Origin of the sequence: Rhizobium esperanzae (assembly GCF_014197615.1) — a bacterium.
GTDB classification, from domain to species: Bacteria; Pseudomonadota; Alphaproteobacteria; order Rhizobiales; family Rhizobiaceae; genus Rhizobium; species Rhizobium esperanzae_A.
Genome location: NZ_JACIFY010000001.1, coordinates 335,864 through 361,861 on the forward strand (window position 1 = coordinate 335,864; position 25,998 = coordinate 361,861).

Consider the following 25,998-nt stretch of genomic DNA (forward strand, 5'->3'; position numbering starts at 1 on the left):
TCAGGCCGCTGCGCCGATGATGTCGGCGTAACCGTTGGCTTCCAGCTCATGCGCCAGCGTCTTGTCGCCCGACTTGATCACCTGGCCCTTGTAAAGAACGTGGACGGTATCGGGCACGATATAGTCGAGCAGGCGCTGATAATGGGTGATGACGACGACGGCGCGATCCGGAGAGCGCAGCGCATTGACCCCATCGGCAACGATCTTCAGCGCATCGATATCGAGGCCGGAATCGGTTTCGTCGAGCACGCAGAGCTTCGGCTCCAGCAGCGCCATCTGCAGGATTTCGGCGCGCTTCTTCTCGCCGCCGGAAAAGCCGACGTTGAGCGGCCGCTTCAGCATCTCGGTGTTGATCTGCAGCTTGGCCGCAGATTCCTTGACGCGGCGCATGAAATCCGGCGTCGTCAACTCGTCCTCGCCGCGCGCCTTGCGCTGCTCGTTCATCGCCACCTTCAGGAACTGCATGGTGGCGACGCCCGGAATTTCGACCGGATACTGGAAGGCGAGGAAGATACCCTTGGCGGCGCGTTCGGCCGGATCGAGTTCGAGAATGCTCTCGCCGTTATAGAGAATGTCGCCCTCGGTGACTTCGTAATCGCTGCGGCCGGACAGCACATAGGAGAGCGTCGACTTACCCGAGCCGTTCGGCCCCATGATCGCTGCAACTTCGCCGGCCTTTACCGTCAGGTTCAGGCCACGGATGATCTCGGTGCCGTCTTCGGCGATGCGGGCATGGAGGTTTCTGATTTCAAGCATCTTGTTTTTCCTGTTCATAAAGCGGCTTCAAGGGCCGCCTGATTGACCGTTCGCGCCGGCCTCGATCCGTCATCCTCGGGCTTGTCCCGAGGATCTAAGCCCTCAATTGTAATCGCTCCACTCCCGCGTATTCGGATGCGGTCGATAGACATTCTCAATTTCATCGATGCGCTCGTAGAGGTCCATCCAGGTCGGATTGAGCTCCTCGACGAGCTTGATTTTCCATTCGCGCAAATAGCGCTTCAGCGACTTCTCCCGCTGGATCGCCAACACAATGTTGGGATGATACTCAAACCAGACCAGGTTTTTCGCTCTGTATTTCTCCGTAAAACCCTTGTGGATTTTATTGCGGTGTTCCCATATGCGCCCTTGCAGATCGCTGGTGACGCCGGTGTAGATTACACCTCTTGGTTTGTCGGACATCATGTAGACAAACCCGCTCATCCATCCTCCGACGTGCTTAGATCCTCGGGACAAGCCCGAGGATGACGGAAACCGCTCAGCCAACACTCCCTTCCAGCGAAATGCTGATCAGCTTCTGCGCCTCGACGGCGAATTCCATCGGCAGTTCCTGCAGGACTTCCTTGACGAAGCCGTTGACGATCAGTGCGATCGCCGCTTCGGTGGGGATGCCGCGCTGCAGGCAGTAGAACAGCTGGTCCTCGGAAATCTTCGAGGTCGTCGCTTCGTGCTCGAACTGCGCCGTCGAATTCTTCGCTTCGATGTAGGGCACGGTATGAGCGCCGCACTTGTCGCCGATCAGCAGCGAATCGCATTGGGTGAAATTGCGCGCGTTCGAGGCCTTGCGGTGGGCCGAGACCTGGCCGCGATAGGTGTTGTTGGAAACGCCGGCGGCGATACCCTTGGAGACGATGCGGCTCGACGTGTTCTTGCCGAGATGGATCATCTTGGTGCCGCTGTCGATCTGCTGATGGCCGTTCGACACGGCGATCGAGTAGAACTCACCGCGGCTGTCGTCGCCGCGCAGGATGCAGGACGGGTATTTCCAGGTGATCGCCGAGCCGGTTTCGACCTGCGTCCAGGAAATCTTCGAGCGGTCGCCGCGGCAATCGCCGCGCTTGGTCACGAAATTGTAGATGCCGCCCTTGCCTTCCTTATCGCCCGGATACCAGTTCTGGACGGTGGAATATTTGATCTCGGCATCGTCGAGTGCAACCAGTTCGACCACGGCCGCATGCAGCTGGTTTTCGTCGCGCTGCGGCGCCGTGCAGCCTTCGAGATAGGAGACGTAGGCGCCCTCTTCCGCGATGATCAGCGTGCGCTCGAACTGGCCTGTGCCCTTCTCGTTGATACGGAAATAGGTGGACAGTTCCATCGGGCAGCGAACGCCCTTCGGAATGAACACGAAGGAGCCGTCGGTGAAAACAGCCGAATTCAGCGTCGCATAATAGTTATCGCTCGTCGGCACGACGGAGCCGAGGTATTTCTGCACCAGTTCCGGATGCTCGCGGATGGCTTCTGAGATCGACATGAAGATCACGCCGGCCTTCTTCAGCTCCGCCTTGAAGGTGGTGACGACCGAAACGCTGTCGAAAACGGCGTCGACGGCGATCTTCGGCTTCTCGACGCCGGCCAGGATCTCCTGCTCGCGCAGCGGAATGCCGAGCTTCTCATAGACTTTGAGCAGTTCCGGATCGACCTCGTCGAGCGATTTCGGGCCGGGCGTGCTCTTCGGCGCGGCATAATAATGGATGTCGTTGAAATCGATCTTCGGATAATCGACACGCGCCCAGGTCGGCTCTTCCAGCGTCAGCCAGCGCCGATAGGCCTCCAGACGCCATTCCAGCATCCATTCCGGTTCCTGCTTCTTGGCGGAAATGAAGCGGATGATATCCTCGGACAGGCCTTTCGGTGCCTTGTCCATCTCGATGACGGTCTCGAAACCGTATTTGTACTGGTCCACATCGATCAGGCGCACCTGGTCGATCGTTTCCTGCACGGCAGCCATCTCATTCTCCAATCTCGCCGGATACAAGGTCCGGCAGCTTGTAGCGTTTGGGCAATTGTCCTGCCCTTTATGTCGGGCAATTCTCTTGCCCTGATGCCGGGCAATTCCTTGCCCTAGATGTAAGAGGCCAAAAGGGACTTTTCAGCCCGATTGGCAAGCGGAAATTTGTGTTTCCGCAAGTTTTGACGTGGTTCAGGCCGCCTCGCCGGCCGACCTGCGCCGGCAGGCGATCTTCGCGAAGGCGGCAATCGCCCTGTCGATATCTTCTTCGGTTGTGGAAAAACCGAGCGAGATGCGCAATGCCCCGAGTTTGGCGTCGCGTCCCATCGCCGTCAGCACATGGCTTTCGCCGAGCCGTCCGGACGAGCAGGCCGAACCCGCCGAAAGCGCCACGCCTTCGAGATCGAAGGCGATCTGTCCGGTCTCCGCCTTCAGCCCCGGCAGGGTGAAGAAAATCGTGTTGGTGACACGCTTGCCATCCTCGCCATGCACGATCACATCCGATGCCGCCCGGCGCATGCCGGCTTCCAGCCGCTCGCGCAACGCGCCGATCGCCGCATTGCGTGCCTCGAGTTCGTCGGCTGCCGCCTCCGCCGCCGCGCCGAAGCCGATCAGCGCTAGCGAATTCTGCGTCCCCGACCGGTGACCGCGCTCCTGTCCGCCGCCCTGGATCAGCGGCCGCGGCATCAGCGCCTCGCCGCGCGCAATCAGCGCGCCCGCACCCTTCGGCCCGCCGATCTTGTGCGAGGAAACGATCATGAAATCGGCGCCGATCCTGCCGATGTCGAGCGGGATACGCCCCGCTGCCTGCACGGCATCGACCACGAAAAGTCCGCCATGGGCGTGAACGATTTTTGCCGCGGCCTCCACAGGCTGGACGATGCCCGTCTCATTGTTGACGAGCATGATGGCGACCATCGGCAGGCCGGCGGCCTTGTCATGGGCATTGAGCATGGCAGCGAGCGCATCGAGATCGACGATGCCGGCTTCCGTGACCGGGATCTCCGTCATCTTCTCCCTGGCGAAACGGCCGCCTTCGCGCACAGCCGGATGCTCGATCGCCGAAAAATAAAGCTGGCCGAGCCGGAGCGGCGTGCGGCCCATGCGGAAATCCGGCGTCAGCACCAGATTGGCGGCCTCGGTCGCGCCGCTGGTAAAGACCACATTGCCGGCGTCGGTGCCCACCAGTGCCGCCACCTTGCGCCGCGCACATTCGATCGCAGCGCGGGCGGCACGGCCTTCGCCGTGAACGGAATTCGGATTGCCGAAAATGTCGATGGCGCGCATGATCGCCTCGCGTGCTGCGGGGTGCAGCGGCGCTGTGGCATTCCAGTCGAGATAAAGGCGTGGCGGCGCCATGATCTTCAGTCCTGCGCTTGACGAGCTTGCTTCAGCACCCGCGGCTCATTTTTCTTGAAATTTCCGCCGGGCTTGCCTTATGACACATTCCACGATGCGTGGATCGCCATGCAAGTTTCGAATTGTTCTAAACTGCGTTTTAGAAAAGCTGACAACCCGAGTCAAGTCATGTTGTCGTCCAACGCAGGGCGAACGCGAAATAAAACCCGGAGTACCAATGCCCGAAGTTATTTTCAACGGCCCAGCCGGCCGTCTTGAAGGCCGCTACCAGCCCTCCAAGGAAAAAAGCGCGCCCATCGCTCTCATCCTGCATCCGCATCCGCAGTTCGGCGGCACGATGAACAACCAGATCGTCTACCAGCTCTTCTACATGTTCCAGAAGCGCGGGTTCACGACGCTGCGCTTCAATTTCCGGGGCATCGGCCGCAGCCAGGGCGAATTCGACCACGGCGCCGGCGAACTCTCGGATGCCGCCTCGGCGCTCGACTGGGTGCAGAGCCTGCATCCCGATTCGAAGACCTGTTGGGTCGCCGGTTATTCCTTCGGCTCCTGGATCGGCATGCAGCTGTTGATGCGCCGGCCTGAGATCGAGGGATTCCTGTCGATCGCCCCGCAGCCGAATACCTACGACTTCTCCTTCCTGGCGCCCTGCCCCTCCTCCGGCCTGATCATCAACGGCGAAGCCGACAAGGTGGCGCCGGAAAAGGATGTCAACGGCCTTGTGGAGAAACTGAAGACCCAGAAGGGCATCCTCATCACCCATCGCACCGTTTCCAACGCCAACCACTTCTTCAACGGCCAGGTGGAAACGCTGATGGGCGAATGTGAAGATTACCTCGATCGCCGCCTGAATGGCGAACTGGTGCCGGAGCCGGCCGCCAAGCGGATTCGCTGACGCCATAGCGCCGGCTCGTCTTCCCCAGAGAAGGCGAGCCGGGACGCCACCCGCCGATTGTGCCGGAACAGATCACCTATCGTGTTGCAATATATATTGCAGTGCGGTAGGGTCCTCGCGATCCTAACTAAAGCGAGGTCCGCAATGACCAAGTCGTTCGGGGAAGTCCTGGATAAGTATAGGGGTATCGGTCCGGGGTTCGACTTTCTTCGAATTGGGCTCGCCTTTTCTATCGTATTGACCCATTCATTTCTGCTGACCAGGAATGATGCCTTCATCAGGGGCTCGGTATTCTGGTTTACCGAATACGCTCTTGTTCCGATGTTTTTTGCCTTGAGCGGATTTCTGATCGCCGGCAGCGCCCAGCGCCTGAGTCTGCGGAACTTTCTGATCAATCGTGGCTTGCGTATCGTGCCGGCGCTGGCCGTCGATATCGTCGTTTGTTCGCTGATCATCGGACCGATCGTCACGATCGTCTATCACGCCGACTATTTTACCGATCCGCGTTTTTTCAAATACTTCCTGAATATCGTCGGCTGGATTCATTACGAGCTGCCGGGCGTCTTCCACGACAATCCGAGCCAGCGCGTCAACGGCGCTCTGTGGACGGTTCCTTGGGAGATCTTCTGCTACATCATCATGTCGTTGCTGATGGTCACCGCCATCGTGAAGACACGCTATAAGCTGCTTGGCGTGACGATCGCCTACATCTTCATCGGCCTTGTCATCCAGAAGATGCCCTATCTGTTGCCTGGTTCAATCAAGCCGATCGCCCGCTTCCTGTTCATGAGCCGCGGCTCCCAGCTGATAACGGCGTTCATGATGGGCATCGTCGCCTTTCAGTTCAAAGCGGTCATCCCGCATTCGCGCTGGCTTTTCGCCGCCGCCTGCCTGATCTGCATCGTCGCCATCCTCACCCTCGACAGCCGCGCGACCGAGTCGGTGATCAACCGGCCGATCGTCATCACCTCGCTCGTCTACATCACAGTCTTCATCGGCCTGTCGGAGGTACCCATTCCGGCCTTTTTCAGAAAAGGCGACTATTCCTACGGGGTCTATCTCTACCATGATCCGTTCCTGCAGATCTGGATCAGCTCATTCCCCTCAGTCTTTCTCTACCCGAAATATGGGGCCTTGGCGCTCTACATGGTCGGCCTGCCCTCGGCTCTCGCCGTCGCGGTGCTGTCCTGGCATTTCATCGAGAAGCCGATCCTCGGCCTTCGCAAGAAGTTCTCGTTCATCGCCCAGGTTCGGGGCGTCGAGGATGACAATCACGGCGGACGTGAAGCCGATGTTCGCCCGCTCGCCGTCAAGAGCTAAAGCTCTGCCGACCGCCTGTCGGCGGTGAGTTCGAAAGCCAGGCCCGGCATTCCATCGATCTGGATCGGCCCGCGTTCGCGCATGCCGATCTTCCGGAGGACACGTTGCGAGGCGGTGTTTTCGGGATGGGTGAAGGCGATGAAGCCTGATGCAAGCTTCCGTTCGAAGAACCAGTCGACAAGCGCACTTGCGGCTTCCGTCGCCAGGCCCTTGCCCCACGCCTCCTCGCGTAGGGAATAACCGAGTTCGAATTCTTCGCTCCGGAACCGCGAAATGCCGGCACGGCCGACGAAGCTGCCGTCTTCGGCGAGCAGCTTGTATTTGGTCGTGCCGTCGCGTGCCTGTTCCTCGAACCAACCCCGCAGCCGCTCCTCGGCCTTGCCAAGGCTCCACGGTGCATAGCCGGAAAGATATCGGGTCGTCGCCATCGTCGAATGCAGTTGCTGCACCAAGCCCGCATCACTTTCGTCCCACATGACGAAGCTGAGCCGCGGCGTCTTCAGGATGACGTTTTCCCGCGTCATGGTCTTGCCAGCACCCCACCGCCGACGGGAGCGCCGACGCCGGTGGTGCCGGGAAACGTCAATGGCAATCCGTCCAGCGAGCGGACGGCGAGATAGGCCCAGGCTTCGGCCTCCATCGCGTCACCATCGAAACCGGCCTGCTCGGCGGTCAACACCTTCGATCCCAGTCCTTCGGCCATGACGGAAAACTCGCCCATCAGCGTGCCATTCAGCCGCCCGCCGCCGCAGACGATATAGATCGATGGGGTCTCGGGAAGGAAACCGGCGGATTTGACGATCGAGGCGGCAGCGACATGGGCGAGCGTCCGGGCGCCGTCCTCGAGGCTTGCATCCTCCGGCCGAAGCGGCGCGAAATCGCCGCGGTCGAGCGAACGGCGGATATTGCCGCGGAAGAACGGGCTTGCGAGATAGCGTTCCGCAAGAGCGGTGACGACCTTGCCGCGTCCGCCGATCTCGCCGCCGGGATCATAGGCTTTGCCGGTCTGCATCTCCACCCATTGGTCGATCAGCGTATTGCCCGGCCCGCTGTCGAAGGCCACGATCCGCCCATCCCAGCCGATGAAGGTCAGATTGGAGATGCCGCCGATATTGACGAAGCAGACCGCCTGTCCCGCCTGCTGGAATTTCCCCGCAAGCGCTGCGTGATAGACCGGCACCAACGGCGCGCCCTGCCCACCGTGCGCCATATCGCTGGCGCGCATATCGTAGACCACCGACAGGCCGGTTCTCCGGGCGAGTTGCCGCCCGTCGCCGATCTGGATCGTCAGCCCCTCGTCCGGCCGATGAAGCACTGTCTGGCCATGGAAACCCAGAACATCGACGGCACTGGCAGAGATCTCGAAACGTTCCAGGAATGCCGTAACGGCAATTGCATGCCGTTCGGTCAGTTCAAGCTCGATATCGCGAAGTTCGGCCGGCCGTTCGTGCCTGTCACGCAGTGGACGCGCCAGTTCCAGCGCCCGTTTCAGCCGCCCACGAAAATCGGCGTCGTAGGGCACGCCCATGCAAGGCCCGCGTTCGATGAAGCCGCGGCCGTCGGTCCTGATCAGCGCGACGTCGATTCCGTCCATCGACGTGCCGCTCATCAGGCCGATCGCAGTCCTGATGACATCCATGCGGCTTGCCTCCCTGCGATTCCCGGATGCACTTTTATAAAAACAGTGCTAAACGCGCCGCGACAGATCAACAACAACGAAGTTGCGCGAGCCCCACAGGTCGAGCGCAGACACCAAGAGACGAACGCCATGTCCGAGTTCAAGTCCGATTTCCTCCGCACGCTGAAAGAGCGCGGCTTCATTCATCAGATCTCTGATGAAAGCGGCCTCGACGACATGTTCGCCAGGGAAACCGTGACGGCTTATATCGGCTTCGATCCGACGGCACCCAGCCTGCATGCCGGCTCGCTGATCCAGATCATGATGCTGCATTGGATGCAGAAGACCGGTCATCGGGCCATCTCGCTGATGGGCGGCGGCACCGGCATGGTCGGCGACCCATCCTTCAAGGAAGAGGCCCGCCAGCTCATGACGGTCGATACGATCGAAGGCAACATCGCCTCGATCAAGCGCGTCTTCTCCAATTACCTGAACTACGGCGACGGTCCGAAGGACGCGCTGATGATCAACAATGCCGAATGGCTGCGCTCGCTGAACTACCTCGAATTCCTGCGCGACGTCGGCAAGCATTTCTCAGTCAACCGCATGCTGTCCTTCGACAGCGTCAAGACGCGTCTCGACCGCGAACAGTCACTGTCTTTCCTGGAATTCAACTACATGATCCTCCAGGCCTACGACTTCGTCGAGCTCGCCAAACGCTACGACTGCCGCCTGCAGATGGGCGGTTCGGACCAGTGGGGCAATATCGTCAACGGCATCGATCTCGGTCACCGCATGGGGACGCCGCAGCTCTACGCCCTGACCTCACCGCTGCTGACCACATCGTCGGGCGCCAAGATGGGCAAGTCGGCGACGGGCGCTATCTGGCTGAACGCCGATATGCTCTCGGCCTATGATTTCTGGCAATATTGGCGCAACACCGAGGACGCCGACGTCTCGCGCTTCCTGAAGCTCTACACGACACTGCCGATGGATGAAATCGCTCGTCTTTCGGCGCTCGGAGGTTCGGAGATCAACGAGGTCAAGAAGATCCTGGCGACCGAAGTCACCGCGATCCTGCACGGCCGCGAGGCCGCTGAACAGGCCGCCGAAACGGCGCGCAAGACCTTCGAGGAAGGTGGCCTCTCCGACAACCTGCCGTCCGTCGAGGTTCCCGCATCCGAACTCGACGCCGGCATTGGCTTGCTGTCGCTGATCGTTCGTGCCGGACTTGCCGGCTCGAACGGTGAAGCCCGCCGTCACGTCCAGGGCGGCGCGGTGCGCATCAACGACCAGGCGGTCAGCGACGAGCGCAAGTTGATCGGCAGCGGCGAGATCACCGCCGATGGCGTCATCAAGCTTTCGCTCGGCAAGAAGAAGCACATATTGATCCGCCGCGCGGCGTAAACGGCTTCAAGTGTGAACGGATACCAAAGCCGGCGCCCGCGCCGGCTTTTTCTTTGTTTAGCCGCAGCGATCAAAATCATTCAGCGCTTTGCCGGCCTTCAACGTCATTCCCTTTGGTCTCTCGAAGCAGATAGCCCGGCGGATCGATGTTTGAAGCGGGCTTCACCCGCGACCACCAACTGATCGAGAAGATTGGCGGCGTCACCGTCGCATCGAGGGGAACGGCGAGGATGTGGCCGGAGCGGGTGCTCGCGGGCGGCTTTGGCCGGTCGCCCTTCTCCGCGGAATACGAAGCCTGATGGCCGATCGTGACGGCAATCACGATAGCGGATGCAAGAGAGACTGTCCGAACGCGCTGCATGGCATTCTCCGCCAGCCGCTTTCAGGGCCGAAAGCCCACATTACATCAGAATTTGCTAAAATACATAGGCATCGACGATGAAATTGTCTGCCGGAGTTGTCCGGCAGCGGCGCGACGACGTCGGAAGCCTCGACGATCGTCTCAGCCTGCTTCATTGGAATTCGAAGATCTGCCGGAAAACACCGGGTGCAATGATCGACAGCGGGTTGATCTGCAGGTTCGGCTGGTCGAACTTGCCGGTGAGTTTGAAGGTGATGCCGATCAGGCCTCGGTCGCTGCCATTGCCGAGGATGACGCCGATCAGCGGCAGTTCGGCAAAGAGCCGGTTGAGGCCGTAGGCCGGCATGAAGGTGCCGGTCATGTCCATGTTGCCCTTGCGGTCGCGCACCACCCCCTGGAAAGTCGCGCCGATCTGGTCGCCACGCAGCACGCCGTTCTCGATGCCGACCATGCCATTGCGCGACACGACGCGGGCAAAGCCGCGCTGGAAACGCTGCGACGAAGTATCGATGTCGCGCTTGACGGCTTCGTTGAGGCTGCGCTGCTCGTTTCCGACGGGCGTCGAGACGATCGAGCGCAACCGTTGTTCGTTGACGATCGCAAAACGGCGCACGTCGAGCGAACCGTCCCAGCCGCCCTGCGGCGATAGCCGGATCGCCAGATTGAGCAGGCCGCCCTGCATGTGCTGATAGAGATCGGCGAAACGCGAGACCGCGCCGGCATCACCGCTGGTGATATTGATGACGCCGCCATCCTTCATCTGGCTGACGACGGCCTCGCCGCTGTCGGTAACGGCGGAAAAGTTCAGCGCTTGCAGCTTGTCGCCGCGCAGCGACACCTGCGCCTGGAAATTGCCGATCTTCTCGTCGTTGAAGCCGATGACGTTTTTCAGCCGGGCGCGCACCGACACGCCGGTATCGCCGGCGTCCCCCTCATCGTCACCGCCCGAGCCCGATTTCAACCGCGCGATCACCGGCCGCGCATCGGCGCTGTCGCCGGAAACGGAGACGTCGAAATTGCCCTTGCTGCGTTTCACCGACAGGGCGAAATCGTCGAGCGAGGAAAGTTTGACGCTGTCGAAATCGGCCGAGATCAGCCCGGCCTTGCCGACATTCAGAGAGCCGGTGGCGCCGAAACCGTCGCCCTTCAGCCGGAAATTCTTGATCTCGGTATTGTCGACCGGGCCGGATGTTTCGAATTCGGCCGTCGCCGCAATGCCGCTGCCCTTCGACCAGCCGATCCACGGCAGGTCGAGCTGCGACTTGGTGAGGTCAAGCTGGACGTCCTGCCGGTCATCGTCGATCCGCGTCAGCACCATCTTCACGCTGCCGCCGATGATGCCGGAAAGGCCGGGTATCAGCTTGTTGCGCTGGTCTTCGGACAGCGTCGCGCTGATCACTCGCTGCCGCTTCGCGCTGTCGGATGCTTCGACCGGTTCGGCAAGATCGATGTCGGCCGGGACGCCATCGATCTGGGCCTTGGCGTCAAGCGTGATCTGTTTCGGATTGCCGTTCAGCGTGCCGTTGAGATTGCTGATCGTCCGGCCGGAAAACGGCTTGGCAAGATCGATGTCGGTCAGCTTCATTTCCGCCGCCCATTCGGCCGGCGGCGGGTTCTGCGAGGAGAGCAGGCCGAAATGCGCCTTGACGTGGGCCTCGATCCGGCCTTTGAAATCGTCGGGCGCAAAGCCGGCGCGCTGCAGCACCCGGATCGGCCTGTAGGTCAGAAGTTCGCCAACGGCGTCGGCTGCCCCGGAGACCGCAAGATCGATATCCGCCATCAGCGGCTTGTCGTAGGTGGCGGGCATGATGAAGGTTCCCTGCCCGAGAACGACGGATCGGCCGGAAGGGAAATAGGACGCGCCGCTCTTGATCGCGATCGTCGCAACCGGGCCGGTCAGGTCGAAATGTGCCGACGTGTCACGGATCGGCGGGATCTCGCCGGCGACGTTCATCCGCGCTCCCGCAATGTCGAAGCCGATGCGGATCTGGTTGGCATCGAGCTTCAATCCCCTGCCGCCGGCGGCCTCGTCCAGCCTGCCGAAAGGAATGAAGACGGATATAGCGGCGTTGGTGACGGTGCCGCCGAAGAGATTGCCGTGTACCCAGGTGCGCACCTTCGGCGCCATCCAGAAGGGCCAGAGCTGCTTGATCGCGGTCGTCTGCAGTTGTGCCGACTGGCCGGCAAAGCTGATCTCCGGCGATTTGTCGCCGAGCTTGATATGCAGCGCTCCGTAAAGTGCGCCGAGCGGGCTGGAGACGGTCATGTTGGGAAACAGGAATTCCCGCCCGCTGACCATGTAGCGCCCGGTCGCCTGGATGTCGAAGGAGAGCGGCTGCTCGCCGGAGCCGCCGGGGGCGGCCGTGCCGCCGCTGACGAGCAGGTCGATGCCGAAACCTTTGCCGGCCTGCGGATCGAGCTTGTCGAGATCGATAAGCGCACCGTTGATCGGCACCGTGGTCGCGCCGAACCGGGCGTTCGACCGGGCAATTTCGAGCGTCTGCTTGTCGAAATCGTAGACGAGGTTGATCTGCCCGCCGGACAGCTCCTGCGCATCGCCATCCGCATAGATCAGCCCGGAACCGATGTCGACCGTCGCCGCCAGCGCCGGCTGCACGCCATCGCGCGCCCTGGAGGCCGATACCGTCAGGTCGGCAAAGGCGTTGAGCCCCTGGCGTATTACGCCCTGATCGTTGCGTTTCAGCGCGAAGGGCGTGAGATCGGCATGCTTGAGCGTCGCCACGACCTTCGACACGTGGCGGTCTTCTTTCTCAGCGAGCACATCGAGCTCGGCCACCTCGCCGTTGAGCGCGACTTCGCCGCTCAATTGCAGCGAGGACGGGCCGGCATGGGCAAAGACAAGATTGTCGATGACGAGCGACAGCGGACCATTGGCGGTATCGGCAAGCTTGATGTTGATGCCGGAGATGCGCACCGAATTCGTCGAGCCGCGTGTGACGATGCTGTCGAACATGTCGAACTGCGAGAAGATCCTTTCCATCGCCGCCGGCATGGCGTCGATGCGCAGATCGTCGAGTTTGATGGGATTGCCCGATGGAAGAAGCGCTGTATCGAGGGCGATATCCTCCGCTTCAATGTCCGAAACGGCGATGCGGCCGCGGAAAAGCTGCAGCGGATCGAGCCCGAGGCGCACCGAACCCGTCGTCGACAGGTGCTGACCGCTCTCCCGGTCGATCATGTTGACGTTGCGCGCCTCCAGCGCCAGCCGGAAATCCGAGGTGAAGCGGATGACGGTGGAGCCGACCTCGGCGCGGTAGCGCGGTCCGGCCACGCCGTTCAGCGCTGCCTGCGCCTGCTGCGACAGCGGCTTGTCGAACATGCCGCTCTCGACGGTGAAGACGATGGCAGCGAGAATAAGCAGAATCAGTCCCAGAAATCCCGAGGTCAGCTTCGCCGTGCGCCGCATTGGCGAACGCGGCGGCGGGCAATGGACGATGATCGGATCCTCGGCCTGAGCGGACGGCAAGCGGTCCAGCGCAACGATATCCTTCTTGCGAAACGTGACCTTTTCGCCGCGGATGGCTGACATGCGCCTTCGGGCTCTCCCTTAAGTGAAGAATTGAACCCGGCAATGCTGGACGGGTTTCCATCCACTATATAATTCGGGGAGAGACAGTGTCATCCACAAACCCGGCAAAAGAAAGGTTTTCCCAAATGGCGGTTCCCGGCATCGGCGCCACGGCTCCTGATTTCAACCTTCCCCGCGATGGCGGCGGCCGCGTCTCGCTGGCCGAATTCCAGGGCAGGCCGCTCGTCCTGTTCTTCTACCCCAAGGACGACACGACTGGCTGCACCGCCGAATCACTGGCTTTCACCGCATTGGCAAGCGAGTTCGAGGCGGCTGGTGCCGCCGTCATCGGCATGTCGCCCGATTCGGCCGCCTGCCACGACAAGTTCATCAGGAAGCACCGTCTTTCGGTGGCGCTGGCCTCGGACGAGGAAAAGACCACGCTGCAGGCCTATGGCGTCTGGAAGGAAAAGAGCATGTACGGCCGCAACTTCATGGGCGTCGAGCGCACTACCTTCCTGATCCGCCAGGACGGCACGATCGCCACCATCTGGCAGAAGGTGAAGGTGCAGGGCCATGCCGAAACCGTGCTCGAGGCCGTGCGGAATCTGGCGGCGTGACCGGCAACCTGAGGATAACGTCGCTGCGTGGCGGCGCCATCGATGCCATCCGCTCCGCCGATCTCGACCGCAAGACGGCGCTTGCGCAGGAGAGCGCCACCCGCTGGTTCGAACGCCGGGTGTCGTTGCGCTCGCCACTCGATGCCGCATTGCCGGACAGGCCCGGCCGTCCTGAAAAGCCGGTTCTGACGCCGCCGACCCAGGTGGAGAAACGTTCGCTGCATACGCTGAAAGGCCGGATCGCCCTGCTCCATGCCATCGCCCATATCGAGCTCAACGCCGTCGATCTGGCGCTCGATATCGTCGCGCGTTTCGCAACCGAACAGGTGCCGAATTCCTTCTTCGACGGCTGGATGCAGGTTGCCTTCGAGGAGGCGAAACATTTCCGCCTGGTCCGCGCCCGCCTCAACGATCTCGGCGCCGATTACGGCGATCTTCCCGCCCATGACGGGCTGTGGCAGGCCGCCCATTCGACGCGCAACGACCTCACGGCAAGGCTCGCCGTCGTGCCGCTGATTCTCGAAGCCCGCGGCCTCGACGTCACGCCGTCGCTGCAGGCAAAGATGCGCCAGACCGGCGATCTCGAAAGTGCTGCCGTCCTCGACGTCATCTATAACGACGAGAAAGGCCATGTGGCCGTCGGCGCGAAATGGTTCCGATTCCTCTGCGCGCGGGAAAAGCGCGACCCGGCAAAGGCCTTTCAGGAACTGGTGCGCGCCAATTTCCGCGGGCCGCTGAAGCCGCCTTTCAATGATCTCGCCCGCGCCGAAGCCGGACTGACGCCGTCCTTCTATCGCTCGCTGGCATCGATCAGCCACGCGTGAAGTATCTGAAATTTATGATCCGATGCCGGCAGGGAAAGCATTCGTTAACCATAACCGTGTCTAATTTTCCGAAAGAGGCCTAGCGCATCAATCGGGAGAGCCTGCGTGAACAGCGGACATCAGCACCGGATATTCGGCAGGCGGGCGCAGGAACATATCCTGATCCTGGCAAGCGGCAACAAGGTCCGCCACATGACGGTCCGGCCGTGGATGGCAGCGGTGGCCTTCTGCTTCGTCGGCGTCTTTTCGATCGGCTACCTGCTGGCCACGTCCTATCTCGTGCTGCGCGACGATCTGATCGGCGCCACCATGGCGCGGCAAGCCCGCATGCAGCACGATTATGAAGATCGCATCGCCGCCCTTCGCGCTCAGGTCGATCGCATCACCTCCCGCCAGCTTCTCGACCAGCAGGTGGTCGAAGACAAGGTCGACAAGCTGATGGAGCAGCAAATGGCGCTGACCTCGCGCCACGGCAAGCTCGACAATCTGCTCGACCGGGCCGAAAGCTCCGGCCTGACGGAAAAGGACGGCGCCCCGCCTGCCCCATCTTCCCCCGTGCAGTCCTATGCTCCCGATATCAAGGACAAGCGCGCTTCGCTTGGCGGTATCGAGGCAATCGAGAAACAGCTGGCGAGCGGCGCGCCCGCCGATGCGACGCCCGACAACTCGACGCTTGCCTATGTGCCGTCCGCCGAAACCGTCGGCGATCGCGCCGACCGCATCTTCTCCAACGTGACGCTGTCGCTGAAGGGGGTCGAACAGGACCAGCGCAACCGCGTCGAGCAGTTGACCAGCGATGCCGGCAATGCCGCCAATGCCATTGCGACAGTGCTGACCCGCTTCAAAATCCCGACGCCGGCAGAGACCGCTGCCGAGAAAGACGACGACGCCGTCGGCGGCCCATATGTCGAGCCGGAAAGCAACGACGACTTCAACAATTCGCTGGTGGCGCTCGACAGCGCGCTGACGCGGCTCGAAGCGGTGCGCAGCACTGCCGAATCCCTGCCCTTCCGCAATCCCGCCATCGGCAAGGAAGTGACCAGCCCCTTCGGCAATCGCCGTGATCCGTTCCTCGGCCGCCTGGCGCTCCATTCCGGCATCGATTTCCGCTTTGCTCCGGGCGAGAGGATCCGCCCGACGGCGCCCGGCAAGGTGATTGCGGCCGGCTGGACCGGCGGCTACGGCAACATGGTCGAAGTCGATCATGGCAACGGCATCTCGACGCGCTACGGGCATATGTCGGAGGTTCTGGTCAAGGTCGGCGACACGGTCGATCGCAATGACGTCATCGGCCTTGCCGGCAGCACCGGCCGCTCGACGGGGACGCATCTGCACTATGAAGTGCGCCAGGACGGCCACGCCGTCGATCCAGTATATTTCATGAATGCGGGCCTTAAACTCGCCACCTATATCAAGTAACAGCCATCAGGTAACCATCGCTTCACTCTGCACGGGGTGCGGCCTCTCTATTTCTTGACTTGCCGGCCATTCGGGGTTATGTCGCGCTGCATTGCGGCATGCAATCCCGCCGACTCGTTCAGAGCTCGGCCGAACCGGAACGGAAACAGTTTTCCCTTTGACGACATTCGCTGACCTTGGCTTGAGCCAAAAAGTGCTATCCGCTGTTACCGATGCGGGCTACACGATACCCACGCCTATTCAGGCGGGAGCCATTCCGTTTGCGCTCGAGCGCCGCGATATTTGCGGCATCGCGCAGACGGGCACCGGCAAGACGGCATCCTTCGTTCTGCCGATGCTGTCGCTTCTGGAAAAGGGCCGCGCCCGCGCCCGCATGCCGCGCACGCTGATTCTCGAGCCGACGCGCGAACTCGCCGCCCAGGTCGCCGAGAATTTCGAAAAATATGGCAAGAACCACCGCCTCAACGTCGCCCTTCTGATCGGCGGCGTTTCCTTCGAGGACCAGGATCGCAAGCTCGAGCGCGGCGCCGACGTGCTGATCTGCACACCCGGCCGCCTGCTCGACCATTTCGAGCGCGGCAAGCTGCTGATGAGCGGCGTCGAGATCCTCGTGATCGATGAGGCCGACCGCATGCTCGACATGGGATTCATTCCCGATATCGAGCGCATCGCCAAGATGATCCCGTTCACCCGCCAGACGCTGTTCTTCTCGGCAACCATGCCGCCGGAGATCCAGAAGCTCGCAGACCGCTTCCTGCAGAATCCCGAGCGCATCGAGGTGGCAAAGCCCGCGTCGGCCGCAAAGACCGTGACCCAGCGCTTCGTCGCTTCGCACGGCAAGGATTACGAGAAGCGCGCGGTTCTGCGTGAACTCGTCCGCGCCCAGACCGAACTCAAGAACGCCATCGTCTTCTGCAACCGCAAGAAGGACGTTGCCGATCTCTTCCGGTCGCTGGAGCGCCACGGCTTCTCCGTCGGCGCACTGCATGGCGACATGGACCAGCGCTCCCGCACGACCACGCTGCAGAGCTTCCGCGACGGCAATCTCCAACTGCTGGTTGCATCAGACGTCGCAGCACGCGGTCTCGACATTCCCGATGTCAGCCACGTCTTCAATTTCGATGTGCCGATCCATTCCGAGGATTACGTCCATCGCATTGGCCGCACCGGCCGTGCCGGCCGCTCCGGCGCCGCTTTCACGCTCGTCACCAAGCGCGACACCAAATTCGTCGATGCGATCGAAAAGCTGATCGGCGAAAAGATCGAATGGCTGAACGGCGATGTCAATTCCCTGCCGCCGGCAGAAGAAAGCGCCGACAGCGAGCGCCCGCGGCGCAACAGCCGCGAGCGTGGCGCAAAGGGTGAACGAGGCGACAGGGATCGCGGACGCGGGCGCGGCAATCGCAGCGCAGCGGGTCATAAATCTGATAACGACATACAGGATAATGACGTCCAAGTGATCCAGGCAGCACCAGTAAAGGCCGACATCGTGAAGCACGAGCGCAAAGCAGAGCAGAAGCCGCAAAACAATGCGCGCAACAGCCGGCCTTATCCGGCAAACGACGACAGCCGCGACCGCCGCCGCCATCGCGACCATGATGACGGCCCGACCCCGGTCGGCTTCGGCGACGATATCCCCGCTTTCATGCTGATTGCCGGCAGCGCCAAGGTTTGAGCCTTGCCATGGCCAGGCCCGGTCTCGATTTTCCGGGCTTCGGCGTCGGCCTGGTGATTCTGCGCGACGCCAGGATCCTTCTCTACAAGCGCATGCGCCCGCCTGAAGCCGGCTACTGGAATATCGTCGGCGGCAAGGTCGATCATATGGAGCCGGCCGAGCAAGCCGCGCGCCGCGAGGCCGAAGAAGAAACCGGCCTCAAGATCGGCCGCATCGAGCGCATCGGCATGACCGAGCAGATCATCGATACCGACCGCCAGCACTGGATTTCACTTCTCTATCTCGCCCGCGATGTAGAGGGTGAGCCGCAATTGACCGAACCGGACAAGCTTTCGGATTTCGGCTGGTTCCCCCTGACCGATTTGCCAGAACCGCTGTCGGCCTTCACCAGGGCGGCGATCGCAGCCCTGCCACCGGGTGGACGAGACGAATAGTTATTCGGCGCGAAGCGACGCCTCATAGGCAAGCCGCACCCATTTCGCCATCAGATCGGGATCGTCATAAGCCTCGTCGGGGATCGACCAGTAGGGCATTTTAACCGGCTTGCCCTTCTTTCCCTCGTAGCTCCACTGCGTGGCGCCGGCGGCGGCAAATTCCGGGGCGCTCGTCTCGTCCGCCTTCAGCAGCATCTCGTCACGCACTTCGAGCGCGATGATGCGCCCGAGATGATAGATGCCCTTGCCGCCGAACATGCGCTTGACCGTGACGGGGCCGAGCCCCTGAAACATTTCCTCGATCCCGGCATTGTCCATGCTCTATTCCCTTGAAATCCTGTCGCCGCTCAAATCACAGCGCGTGATAATCCCGGTTCATATAGAGGAGCGCCGGGTGCTTTTCGCTGAAGCGGACGGCAGCGACCTCGCCGAAAATGACGTTATGCGTCGGCATTTCCTTGATGTCGGTCACCCGGCAATCGAAGGCGGCAAGCGCATCGGCAAGCACCGGCGCGCCGGTAACCAGCGTCTCGAAACGGGCGCTGCCGAAACGGGCATCATCGGCAAGCGCCGTGCGCCCGGAAAAAGCGTCGGCAACGCCCTGATGATGGGCGCCGAGCGTGTTGAGCACGAAGATGCCGCTGCGGAAAAAGATCTCGTTCTTCGGATTGGTGTTGTTGAGGCAGATCAGCACAGAGGCGGGATTGTCGGAGACCGAGCAGGCGGCGGTGATGGTGACACCGCGGCGCATGCCTTCCATCGCCGTCGTCACGAGTTGCACATGGCCGGCATAACGGCTCATGGCATCGCGATAAAGGCCAGGGTCGATATGCTGCCTGTTCAACACCTGCTTCTCCCTTGCGCGCTCTTCTGTCTACTGCATAGTTCCCTCAATCGGCATCGTCTAAACGACGAAAACTATGCAGCAATCGAAAGTGCTACAGCCTTTTCTGCGCATCCGAAAAGAAGCGCGTCGCTGCCGTTCGACTTGCTATCGCGCCAATATGGCGAGCATCGGTTACCTTTTCTACAATAGGACCGGTGAAAAGCGTCGCGTTCCGCTTGTTTTTCTTTGACGATCGCGGCCTTGCGGATAAAAGGGCATGGACGATGGCTAGGGATCTCCGCCTTTCATGATCAACCTGCGAGGGATAGCAGCCTTTCTGGTGCTGCTGGGAGCGGCGGCGCAAGGCCATGCGGCCGGCGTGACGATCGGCATCGTTGCCCCTCAGAACGGCCCGCTCGCTTTGCTGGGCAACCAGATTGCCGCCGGCGGCGGTTTCGAGATCCAGCAATCCGGAAATACGCTCGTCGCCGTCAACGAGACCTGTGAGGACAATAGCGGTGCGGCGGTTGCCGATGCGCTCGTCAATGCCAAGGTGCAGATCGCAATCGGCTTTCTCTGCAGCGAGACGCTGGAAGGCGCGCTGCCGAAGCTGAAGGACGCCGGCATCCCCGCCATCACCGTCTCGGTACGCTCCCGCATCCTGATGGAGGATGCCCTGAAAAACGGCTGGCCGCTCTTCCGCCTGGCGCCCGCCGACGGCACCGAGGCGGCAAAGATCATCGAAGTGATCCTCAAGGACTGGGCGGCCGATCCGATCGCGCTGATCGAGGACGGCACCATCCATGGCCGCGAACTGACGGAAGCGGTGCGCAATGCGCTGGAGCAGAACGGCCTGAAGCCGGTCTTTACCGACACCTACCGGCCGGGACAGGAGCAGCAGATCGCCCTTGTCCGCCGCCTGAAACGGGCTGGCGCCACCCGGGTCTTCATCGGCGGCGACCGCAACGATGTCGCCGTCATCGCCCGCGACGCCAAGGCGGAAAACATCCCGCTGTCCATTCTCGGCGGTGACGCCATGCGCGCCGCCGACCAGCCGCTGCCGCTGAATACGGGTGTGCGCGCCGTCGCTCTGCCGGAATACGCCCTGCTTCAGGAGGGCGCAGCCGCGGCCGAGACGCTGCGCGCCAAAGGCATCGAGCCGGAAGGTTATGTCCTGCCGTCGCTGGCTGCGGCACGCATTGCCGGCCAGGCCGTTGAAGCCGCCGCTCAAGCGGGCAAGCCCTTGCAGGAGACGCTTCTCGGCACGACATTCCAGACGCCTGTCGGCGCTGTGACCTTCAACGGAACGCATGAGCTTTCGCAAAATCCCTACCGCCTGCTCGAATGGCGGGGCAACGGCTTTTTCCCACCCGGCGCGCCGACGCAATAAAGGGCGCGCCAGCCTTGAATCCGGCCGCCGCGGACCAATGGCGGCCCATACGGAGTAAGACCTGATGACGCTGCCCATTCGTATTGCCCCCTCCATCCTCGCGGCGGACTTCGCCAGGCTCGGCGAGGAGGTGCGCGACGTGACGGCCGCCGGCGCCGACTGGATCCATCTCGATGTGATGGACGGCCATTTCGTCCCGAACATCTCCTTCGGCCCTGACGTCATCAAGTCGCTGCGCTCCTATACCTCAGCCACGTTCGACTGCCACCTGATGATCTCGCCGGTCGACGACTATCTCGAAGCCTTCGCCAAGGCCGGCTGCGACCGCATCACCGTGCATGCCGAAGCCGGGCCGCATCTGCACCGCTCGCTGCAGACCATCCGCAATCTCGGCAAGAAGGTCGGGGTGACGATCAATCCGGCCACCCCGCTCAGCGCCATCGAGAACGTGCTCGACGATGTCGATCTCATCCTGATCATGTCGGTCAACCCGGGCTTCGGTGGGCAGAAATTCATTCCGGCGATGGCCGCCAAGATCGCCGCGGCGAAATCACTGATCGGTGACAGGCCGATCGAACTTCAGGTCGACGGCGGCGTCACGGTGGAAACCGCCCCGGCGATCGCGCGCGCCGGCGGCAACGTCCTCGTCGCCGGCTCGGCAATTTTCAAGGGCGATACGGTCGAGGATTATCGCAAGACCGTCGCCGATCTGCGTCAGGCAGCCGAAGGGGCACGAAAATGATGAAGGGTCTTGTCATTGGCGGCATGCTTGCCGCCGCTTTTGCCGGCCTGCCGGCAATGTCACTTGCCGGAGACATCGCCAGCGTCCAGCCGATCGGCTTTTCGGCCGATGGCAAGGTCTTCGCCTTTCAGGAGTTCGGTATCGAGGAGGGCGGGAATGTCCCCTATTCCGAAACCTATTTCATCGATACCGAAAACGGCCACTATCTCGAGGGTACGCCCTTCCGCACCGAGCTGACCGAGAAGGACGCCAATCTTTCCAAGGCGCGGCGGCAGAACCTGACGGCGGCACGCAGCCAGATGGACAAATACGATCTGCTGACCAATCCCGGCCTGATCGCCGCCTTCAATCCGCCGACCGAACTCGGCTCTCCCGCAAAGACGATCCGCTATACCACGCTTGCGACCGACGGTCCGCCGAAGGCGCCTTACACGCTTTCGCTCGGAGAGATGCCCGTGCCGACGCCGAAGGATTGCGCCGCGATCGACAAGCGGGTCATCGGCTTCAGCCTGCAGATGATCGAGAAGGAAGGCGCTCCGAACCGGCAGGCCGCACGCCAGGCGACGGCGGTTCCGGCCGAACGCATCTGTTCGGTCGAATACAGGATCGGCGGCGCCGTGGTCTACCAGCCGGAGGGCGCAAACCCGGTTCACATCGCCCTCGTGCTGGCCTTCGATGCCGAGAGGAACGGACGCTGGATCGCCGTTCCGGTTCATCCCTGAACGCCCCCGACCGCTCTAGTATGGATCGTCTAAGGGCGGCAAAGCCGCCCTACCCCGATCTGATTGCCGGTGCATTGCTCTGGGGCACGCAAATGCTGGCCGCCGCCATGCTCGGCCTTTACCTCCGCAACGGCCTGCAGACGAGCCGGCTCGGCGAAGTCGCCGCCCTCTATTTCCTCGGCGGCCTGCTCTCCTGGCCCTTCGCCCTGCCGGTCGCCCGCTTCCTTGCTTATAACAGGCCGCCGGAAGCGCGGTTCGCCGCCTTTTTCGTGACGCTGACGGCAGCGACGATCCTGATGACCGCCTTTCTCTTCGCCATGGAATACCGGATCTTCTATTCGCGCTGGCACGCCCCCTTCGGCAGCGTCGTCTGGGCCTTCCAGTTCGTCTTCACCAGTATCAGCGCCGTCTACCAGTTCCTGGTGATCGGCCTGCGCCTTTTCCTGCCGCTCGGCCTCGTCTGCCTTGTCGTCAGCAGTTATCATCTTGCCAAACGCATGCGTTGAGATTGCCGCCCGTCTTTGCTACAGGGGCGCTAACAAACCTCTCGAAATGAAGGCAGCCGCACATGATCCCGCGTTATTCCCGGCCCGAAATGGTCGCCATCTGGTCTCCTGAAACCAAGTTCCGCATCTGGTTCGAGATCGAGGCGCATGCCTGCGACGCGCTGGCCGAGCTCGGCGTCATCCCGAAATCGGCAGCAAAGACGATCTGGGAAAAGGGTGGCGCCGCCACCTTCGACGTCGCCCGCATCGATGAGATCGAGGCCGTCACCAAGCATGACGTCATCGCTTTCCTGACCCATCTCGCCGAGATCGTCGGCCCGGATGCCCGCTTCGTCCACCAGGGCATGACCTCGTCTGATGTGCTCGACACCTGCTTCAACGTCCAGCTGGTGCGCGCCACCGACATCCTGATCGCCGACATCGACCGGCTGCTCGCAGCGCTGAAAACCCGCGCCTTCGAGCACAAGGACACCGTCACCATCGGCCGCTCGCACGGCATCCATGCCGAGCCCACCACCTTCGGCGTCAAGCTGGCGCTCGCCTATGCCGAATTCGAGCGCTGCCGCCAGCGCTTGGTCGCCGCCCGCGAGGAAGTCGCGACCTGCGCCATCTCGGGCGCCGTCGGCACCTTCGCCAATATCGATCCGCGCGTCGAGGAACATGTCGCCGAGGCCCTTGGCCTGAAGGCCGAGCCGGTCTCCACCCAGGTCATCCCGCGCGACCGCCACGCCATGTATTTCGCCACCCTCGGCGTCGTCGCCTCCTCGATCGAGCGCCTGGCGACCGAAATCCGCCACCTGCAGCGCACCGAAGTGCTGGAGGCCGAAGAATATTTCTCACCCGGCCAGAAGGGCTCGTCAGCGATGCCGCACAAGCGCAACCCGGTGCTGACAGAAAACCTGACCGGCCTTGCCCGCATGGTCCGCTCCTACGCCCTGCCGGCGATGGAAAACGTCGCCCTCTGGCACGAGCGCGATATCTCCCACTCCTCGGTCGAACGCATGATCGGCCCGGACGCCACGGTCACCCTCGATTTCGCCCTCTCGCGTCTCGCCGGCGTCATCGAAAAGCTGCTGGTCTATCCTGAAAACATGGAGAAGAACCTCAACAAATTCCGCGGCCTCGTCCACTCCCAGCGCGTCCTCCTGGCACTGACCCAGGCCGGCGCTTCCCGCGAAGACGCCTACCGGCTGGTGCAACGCAACGCCATGAAGGTTTGGGAACAGGGCAAGGATTTTCTGGAGGAACTGCTCGCGGATGCCGAGGTTCGCGCTGCGCTATCCGAAGAGGATATTCGGGAGAAGTTTGACCTCGGCTATCATACGAAGCATGTCGATACGATTTTCCGGCGGGTGTTTGGCTAGGCGTGAGCGGGCTGCAACGATATGACGGCGCCTTGCAGGCGCCGTTTTCATTTCTGCCTTTGTCTTTTTGGGATTGCAGAATGAATGATGGTTAGCTTTTCTCAAGTGGCCGTTGTTTCTGCTTCGACGCTTTGACATTTGCAGAGCGTTTGCCTGCTTCCGTCTTTTTCGAAGGCGACGTCGCATTGGCTGCCTCCGATATAAGGCAAGCCTCCGTCTCTCCCCTGCCCTTGGCAGCCTTGGCGACCAGTTCGTCCAAACGCTTCAACTCTTCCTCGTCGAGATTTTCGATGCCGATGAAGCGGTTTTCGGCGTGGCTCGTCAGGATGATTTCGTTGAGCTTGGCCTGGATCGCCCGCGTGTCGCGCGTCTGGGCGTTCTGCAGCACGAAAACCATCAGGAAGGTGATGATTGTCGTGCCGGTGTTGATGACCAGCTGCCAGGTTTCCGAATAGTCGAAGACGGGGCCGAGTGCCGCCCAGATGATGACGGCGACGAGCGCCAGGATGAAGATGACGGGTTTGCCTGCCCATTCCGATATCTTGGTCGCAAAGCGGGCAAACAGATGCTTCATCGTCACCTCCGAAATCCTCCCACAAGCCAGTCACAAATAACGCGGCGGGAGGTCTTGAGGTTCCGGGAACCGGTGACGGTTTGAACCCCGGGGATCGCGATCGTTCGCGATCCCCGGAAACCTCTGATTACGCGGCTTCCCGCGCAATCAGCTTGCGATAGAGATGCCAGGTCGCATGGCCGAGAATCGGGATGACGAGCGCCAGCCCGGCAAAGACCGGGATCGTGCCGATGACGAGCAGCGCTGCGACGATCAGGCCCCAGAGCAGCACCGGCACCGGATTGGCAACCGTCGCCCGGATCGAGGCGATAACGGCGGCCACTGCGCCGACATCGCGGTCGAGCAACAGCGGAAAGGTGATCACGGATATCGACAGCACGACGAGCGCGAAGACGAAGCCGACCAGATTGCCCCAGATGATCAGCTGCATGCCCTCGGGCGTGCCGAAGACCTGGCGGAAGAAATCCGCCATGCTGCGCGGAAACACTTCGCCGAGCAGATTGCTGTAGAGCGTCTGCGCCGTGACCAGCCAGACGACGAAAATGGCACAAAGCATCAGCCCGACCGCGACGATCGACGGCAACGCCGGCGAGTGGCGCACATCGAGTGCATGCGTCCATGACGTATCGAGGCCGGCCTCGCGCCGGCGGCTGATCTCGTAGAGGCCGATCGCCGCGATCGGGCCGATCAGCACGAAACCCGCCATCAGCGGGAAGACCATCGGCAAAAGATTGGCCCCCGAAGTCCACAGCGTCAGGAAGACGCCGGCGATCGGGTACATCAAGCACAGGAACACGTAGTGGGACGGTTTCTCCATGAAATCGTCGAACCCGCGCTTCAGCGCGTCGAAAACGTCGGCGATACCGATGCGATTGACCACGGGCCGCGCGAAGTTTTCGCCTGCACCCGTCATGACATGAAATGCCGCCATGGCTTTCTCCTCCTCAGCCGAGACCAGGTCGGCGGCGGGCGCGCATCGGCGGGCAAGCCGACACGAAATCCGCAACCGGCACTGGAGCAATATAGCAAAGCTCAGCGCCCCTGTCGCTCTCTCCCTTCACATCGCCTCTTGACATCTTGGACAAGCATTCTCACATCGGCGGCACTATGAAAGCCTCAGACGCAGATATCCTCATCATCCCCGGCTACACCAATTCCGGCCCGAGCCACTGGCAGAGCCGCTGGGAGGCAAAGCTCAGCACGGCGCGGCGCGTCGAGCAGGCCGAATGGACCAAGCCGGTTCGCGAGGACTGGATCGCCCGGATCGCCGAGGAGGTGAACGCCTCGACCCGCCCAGTCGTGCTCGTCGCCCATTCGCTTGGCGTCGCCTCGGCCATCCACGCCATCCCGCTTTTCCGCAAGCCGGTGGCGGGCGCCTTCCTCGTTGCCCCGCCCGATGTCGCCAATCCCGACATCCGCCCGAAGCACCTGATGACCTTCGGCCCCTATCCGCGCGATCCGCTGCCCTTCCCGTCGATCACGGTGGCCAGCCGCAACGATCCGTTCGGCAGCTACGAACATGCCGACGATATCGCCAGCAGCTGGGGCTCCTTCCTCGTCGATGCCGGCGAATCCGGTCATATCAATGCCGATTCCGGTCACGGCCCCTGGCCGGAGGGCACGATGGTCTTCGCCCAGTTCCTCAGCCGGCTCTCCAGCTGATGGAGGAAAACGCGCCTTCTCGCTAG

26 protein-coding genes are annotated in these 25,998 nt (G+C 61.9%); 14 read left to right on the forward strand and 12 right to left on the reverse strand.

Features of this window, described 5'->3' with window-relative positions; translation table 11 throughout:
• From sufC to GGD57_RS01740, 4 genes are all read right to left on the reverse strand, one after another.
• The gene (sufC, locus tag GGD57_RS01725; protein WP_184466223.1) at positions 1-756 is read right to left on the reverse strand and encodes a Fe-S cluster assembly ATPase SufC; all 756 of its coding nucleotides are present in this window, start codon (positions 754-756) and stop codon (positions 1-3) included.
• 102 nt (positions 757-858) lie between these two features.
• Positions 859-1,200 carry a GIY-YIG nuclease family protein gene (locus GGD57_RS01730; protein WP_184466225.1) on the reverse strand — a complete coding sequence of 114 codons (342 nt, stop codon included), beginning with the start codon at positions 1,198-1,200 and terminating at the stop codon, positions 859-861.
• Between the two features lie 55 nt (positions 1,201-1,255).
• Complete coding sequence (gene sufB / locus GGD57_RS01735; protein ID WP_184466227.1) at positions 1,256-2,725, reverse strand: Fe-S cluster assembly protein SufB; 1,470 nt, start codon at positions 2,723-2,725, stop codon at positions 1,256-1,258.
• A gap of 192 nt (positions 2,726-2,917) precedes the next feature.
• A complete protein-coding gene (locus tag GGD57_RS01740) occupies positions 2,918-4,084 on the reverse strand; it encodes a cysteine desulfurase family protein (protein WP_184466229.1) in 1,167 nt (388 codons plus the stop codon).
• 217 nt (positions 4,085-4,301) lie between these two features.
• Between GGD57_RS01740 and GGD57_RS01745 the strand changes: the two genes are divergently transcribed.
• On the forward strand, positions 4,302-4,979 hold the full coding sequence (locus GGD57_RS01745; protein WP_184466231.1) for an alpha/beta hydrolase: 678 nt from the start codon (positions 4,302-4,304) through the stop codon (positions 4,977-4,979).
• Between the two features lie 144 nt (positions 4,980-5,123).
• A complete protein-coding gene (locus GGD57_RS01750) occupies positions 5,124-6,299 on the forward strand; it encodes an acyltransferase family protein (protein WP_184466234.1) in 1,176 nt (391 codons plus the stop codon).
• Here the strand turns inward: GGD57_RS01750 and GGD57_RS01755 are convergent.
• Positions 6,296-6,823, reverse strand: a complete 528-nt coding sequence (locus GGD57_RS01755; RefSeq protein WP_184466235.1) for a GNAT family N-acetyltransferase — start codon at positions 6,821-6,823, stop codon at positions 6,296-6,298. The genes GGD57_RS01750 and GGD57_RS01755 overlap by 4 nt on opposite strands.
• Complete coding sequence (locus GGD57_RS01760) at positions 6,820-7,938, reverse strand: anhydro-N-acetylmuramic acid kinase (RefSeq protein ID WP_184466237.1); 1,119 nt, start codon at positions 7,936-7,938, stop codon at positions 6,820-6,822. Before GGD57_RS01760 ends, GGD57_RS01755 begins: the two co-directional genes overlap by 4 nt.
• 129 nt (positions 7,939-8,067) lie before the next feature.
• Between GGD57_RS01760 and tyrS the strand changes: the two genes are divergently transcribed.
• Positions 8,068-9,324, forward strand: coding sequence for a tyrosine--tRNA ligase (gene tyrS, locus GGD57_RS01765; protein ID WP_184466239.1), 1,257 nt, complete (start codon positions 8,068-8,070; stop codon positions 9,322-9,324).
• A gap of 76 nt (positions 9,325-9,400) precedes the next feature.
• Here tyrS and GGD57_RS01770 read toward each other — a convergent pair whose 3' ends face one another.
• Positions 9,401-9,685 (reverse strand): hypothetical protein, encoded by a 285-nt coding sequence (locus GGD57_RS01770; protein ID WP_184466241.1) that lies wholly within the window; start codon positions 9,683-9,685, stop codon positions 9,401-9,403.
• A 151-nt stretch (positions 9,686-9,836) separates the two neighbouring features.
• Positions 9,837-13,235, reverse strand: coding sequence for a DUF3971 domain-containing protein (locus GGD57_RS01775; RefSeq protein ID WP_184466243.1), 3,399 nt, complete (start codon positions 13,233-13,235; stop codon positions 9,837-9,839).
• 125 nt (positions 13,236-13,360) lie between these two features.
• On the opposite strand from GGD57_RS01775, the gene GGD57_RS01780 reads away from it, so the two are divergent.
• From GGD57_RS01780 to GGD57_RS01800, 5 genes are all read left to right on the forward strand, one after another.
• Positions 13,361-13,834 carry a peroxiredoxin gene (locus GGD57_RS01780; protein ID WP_049735082.1) on the forward strand — a complete coding sequence of 158 codons (474 nt, stop codon included), beginning with the start codon at positions 13,361-13,363 and terminating at the stop codon, positions 13,832-13,834.
• Positions 13,831-14,658, forward strand: coding sequence for a DUF455 family protein (locus GGD57_RS01785; protein ID WP_184466245.1), 828 nt, complete (start codon positions 13,831-13,833; stop codon positions 14,656-14,658). The genes GGD57_RS01780 and GGD57_RS01785 overlap by 4 nt, the downstream gene beginning before the upstream one ends.
• Positions 14,659-14,763: 105 nt before the next feature.
• Entirely contained in the window at positions 14,764-16,077 is a 1,314-nt protein-coding gene (locus GGD57_RS01790; protein ID WP_184466247.1) for a peptidoglycan DD-metalloendopeptidase family protein, read from the forward strand.
• Positions 16,078-16,234: 157 nt separating this feature from the next.
• Positions 16,235-17,752 (forward strand): DEAD/DEAH box helicase, encoded by a 1,518-nt coding sequence (locus GGD57_RS01795; protein WP_184466249.1) that lies wholly within the window; start codon positions 16,235-16,237, stop codon positions 17,750-17,752.
• Between the two features lie 8 nt (positions 17,753-17,760).
• Positions 17,761-18,186 carry an NUDIX domain-containing protein gene (locus GGD57_RS01800; protein ID WP_184466251.1) on the forward strand — a complete coding sequence of 142 codons (426 nt, stop codon included), beginning with the start codon at positions 17,761-17,763 and terminating at the stop codon, positions 18,184-18,186.
• Here the strand turns inward: GGD57_RS01800 and GGD57_RS01805 are convergent, their stop codons facing one another.
• Entirely contained in the window at positions 18,187-18,504 is a 318-nt protein-coding gene (locus GGD57_RS01805; RefSeq protein WP_085737372.1) for a TfoX/Sxy family protein, read from the reverse strand.
• A gap of 34 nt (positions 18,505-18,538) precedes the next feature.
• Entirely contained in the window at positions 18,539-19,033 is a 495-nt protein-coding gene (locus GGD57_RS01810) for a flavin reductase (protein WP_184466253.1), read from the reverse strand.
• Between the two features lie 286 nt (positions 19,034-19,319).
• Between GGD57_RS01810 and GGD57_RS01815 the strand changes: the two genes are divergently transcribed.
• The 5 genes from GGD57_RS01815 to purB all read left to right on the forward strand — a co-directional run bounded on the left by GGD57_RS01815 (position 19,320) and on the right by purB (position 23,736).
• Positions 19,320-20,402, forward strand: a complete 1,083-nt coding sequence (locus GGD57_RS01815) for a branched-chain amino acid ABC transporter substrate-binding protein (RefSeq protein ID WP_184466255.1) — start codon at positions 19,320-19,322, stop codon at positions 20,400-20,402.
• A 64-nt stretch (positions 20,403-20,466) separates the two neighbouring features.
• Complete coding sequence (gene rpe, locus GGD57_RS01820) at positions 20,467-21,144, forward strand: ribulose-phosphate 3-epimerase (protein WP_184466257.1); 678 nt, start codon at positions 20,467-20,469, stop codon at positions 21,142-21,144.
• Complete coding sequence (locus GGD57_RS01825; protein ID WP_184466259.1) at positions 21,141-21,866, forward strand: DUF2259 domain-containing protein; 726 nt, start codon at positions 21,141-21,143, stop codon at positions 21,864-21,866. The genes rpe and GGD57_RS01825 overlap by 4 nt, the downstream gene beginning before the upstream one ends.
• Before the next feature lie 20 nt (positions 21,867-21,886).
• On the forward strand, positions 21,887-22,372 hold the full coding sequence (locus tag GGD57_RS01830; RefSeq protein ID WP_184466261.1) for a hypothetical protein: 486 nt from the start codon (positions 21,887-21,889) through the stop codon (positions 22,370-22,372).
• Between the two features lie 62 nt (positions 22,373-22,434).
• Complete coding sequence (gene purB, locus GGD57_RS01835; RefSeq protein WP_184466263.1) at positions 22,435-23,736, forward strand: adenylosuccinate lyase; 1,302 nt, start codon at positions 22,435-22,437, stop codon at positions 23,734-23,736.
• Between the two features lie 91 nt (positions 23,737-23,827).
• On the opposite strand, the gene GGD57_RS01840 is transcribed toward purB, so the two are convergent.
• Together GGD57_RS01840 and GGD57_RS01845 are read right to left on the reverse strand one after the other, a co-directional pair.
• Positions 23,828-24,310: a low affinity iron permease family protein gene (locus tag GGD57_RS01840; protein ID WP_184466265.1), complete on the reverse strand. Its 483-nt coding sequence runs from the start codon at positions 24,308-24,310 to the stop codon at positions 23,828-23,830.
• Between the two features lie 127 nt (positions 24,311-24,437).
• Positions 24,438-25,241, reverse strand: coding sequence for a DUF2189 domain-containing protein (locus GGD57_RS01845; protein ID WP_184466267.1), 804 nt, complete (start codon positions 25,239-25,241; stop codon positions 24,438-24,440).
• 176 nt (positions 25,242-25,417) lie between these two features.
• Between GGD57_RS01845 and GGD57_RS01850 the strand changes: the two genes are divergently transcribed.
• A complete protein-coding gene (locus tag GGD57_RS01850; protein ID WP_085738949.1) occupies positions 25,418-25,972 on the forward strand; it encodes an RBBP9/YdeN family alpha/beta hydrolase in 555 nt (184 codons plus the stop codon).
• The last annotated feature ends 26 nt before the right edge of the window (positions 25,973-25,998 follow it).